The sequence below is a fragment of the Guyparkeria halopsychrophila genome (assembly GCF_044582135.1).
Classification (GTDB): domain Bacteria; phylum Pseudomonadota; class Gammaproteobacteria; order Halothiobacillales; family Halothiobacillaceae; genus Guyparkeria.
Window position 1 is genome coordinate 1 of the sequence record NZ_JBDODP010000049.1, and the last position, 1671, is coordinate 1671.

General features: G+C 67.1%; 1 protein-coding gene. It reads right to left on the reverse strand.

Features of this window, described 5'->3' with window-relative positions:
- Positions 1–30: 30 nt before the first annotated feature.
- Positions 31–1592, reverse strand: a protein-coding gene (locus tag ABGV18_RS11415) for an IS3 family transposase (protein WP_396582856.1) whose coding sequence is annotated in 2 segments (ribosomal slippage) — positions 31–1130 and positions 1130–1592 — 1563 coding nt in all. Because the reading frame shifts where the segments join, the coding sequence is not laid out codon by codon here.
- Positions 1593–1671 lie beyond the last annotated feature (79 nt).

Sequence of the window (1671 nt, forward strand, 5' to 3'; positions counted from 1 at the left end):
CGACGTTTGTCAAGAAAGATGTCGTGATTTCTAGGCTGCCCGGCCTCTCATTTCCTGGGCGGGTTCCGCCGCCGGCGGGTCCGGGTTGAGCCAGACCTCGCCGATCGGCGACCAGGCTCTCGTCTTGCCGCTCCACCGTTCGGGGCGGCGGCGCCGGGCGGCCTCGTAGACCGCCTTGCGCTGGGCGAGGATGGCCGCATCCTGTCCGGCGTGCCGTTCGGCGGGCGTGACGAACCGAATGGCGCTGTGGCGGTGGGTCCGGTTGTACCAGTGCACGAAGCCATGCACCCACTCCCGGGCCGCCTCGAGGCTGGCAAAGGGCCCGGACGGATAGGCCGGTGTGTATTTCAGGGTCCCGAACAGGCTCTCCGAGTAAGGGTTGTCGTTGCTCACCGACGGCCGGCTGAACGAGGGCACAACACCGAGTCGTTGGAGCGTCGCCAGCATGGTGGCGCCCTTCATCGGCGAGCCGTTGTCCGAGTGCAGCACCAGGTCCCGTTGCCGCACGCCCTCGGCCAGGCTAGCCTTCTGGAGCAGCGTCGAGGCATGCTCGGCGGTCTCCGTCTCGTGGACCTCCCAGCCGACGATCTTGCGGCTGTAGATGTCCATCACCAGGTAGAGCCGGTAGAACCGCCCGAGGAGCGTGCTGGCCAGGTAGGTAATATCCCAACTCCACACCTCGTTGGGACGGCGGGCCCGGTAGGCCGCAGGCTTGCTGCGCCGGCTCGGCGCCCGAGCCTTGCCTCGGTGGTAAAGCTGTCCGGCCTCCCGGAGGACGCGGTAGAAGCTCGACTCCGAGGCGATATAGATCCCCTCGTCGGCCAGTGCCGGGACGATCTGTGACGGCGGCAGGCTGGCATACGCCTCGGCGTTGCAGGTGGCGAGGACGTCCTGGCGTTCCTGCGGCGTGAGTTTGTTCGACGGGGCGTCGCGGTCGATCTCGGGGCGCTGGTCCACCCGGACGTCACCGCCCCGGGTCCATCGCTGGTAGGTCCGATGACTCAGACCGACTTCCTCACAGGCACGACGGGCGGTGGTTCCGGCATCGACGGCCTCGTCGATCAGCTTGACGGTCTCGCGGCGATCCGGGGCGCTGATCATGCGTCCCCTCCGTCCCCCCAGATCGCCTCGGCTTTTTTTCGCAGCACCAGCAGGGCGGCCGTCTCGGCCAGCGCCTTCTCCTTCTGATCGAGCTCGCGGCGCAACGTCCGGAGTTGCTTCTCGTCGGCTTTCCGGGCGCTCTTGAGACGTTGGTTCTGGCGGCGATCCCAGTCATTGGCCTGCTCGCAGGCCTCACGCCACTGGTGGATCTGTGCCGGGTAGAGGCCACGCTCCCGGCAGTAGGCGGACAAATCGGCCTCGTTGAGGGCCGCCGTCTCCATTACCGCGGCGAACTTGTCCGCCGAGCCCCAGCCCTGCGGCGTCGTCTCGCCGTCCGGCAGCAGACGCCCCTCGGCCCGCGCCGCCTTGCGCCAGTTGTACAGCGTGGCCACCGGGATGCCTTCCTCGGCGGCCAACGCCGGCACCGTTCGATTGGTCGGCGGAAGCATCTTCTTCAGTACCGCTTCCTTCCGTTCCTTCGCATAACGCATCGATCGCTCCTGTGCCCCCTCTCGGATTCCGTTTTAGAATCCTACGCGACTTGGACGACATCTATCCTGACCGAGGGGG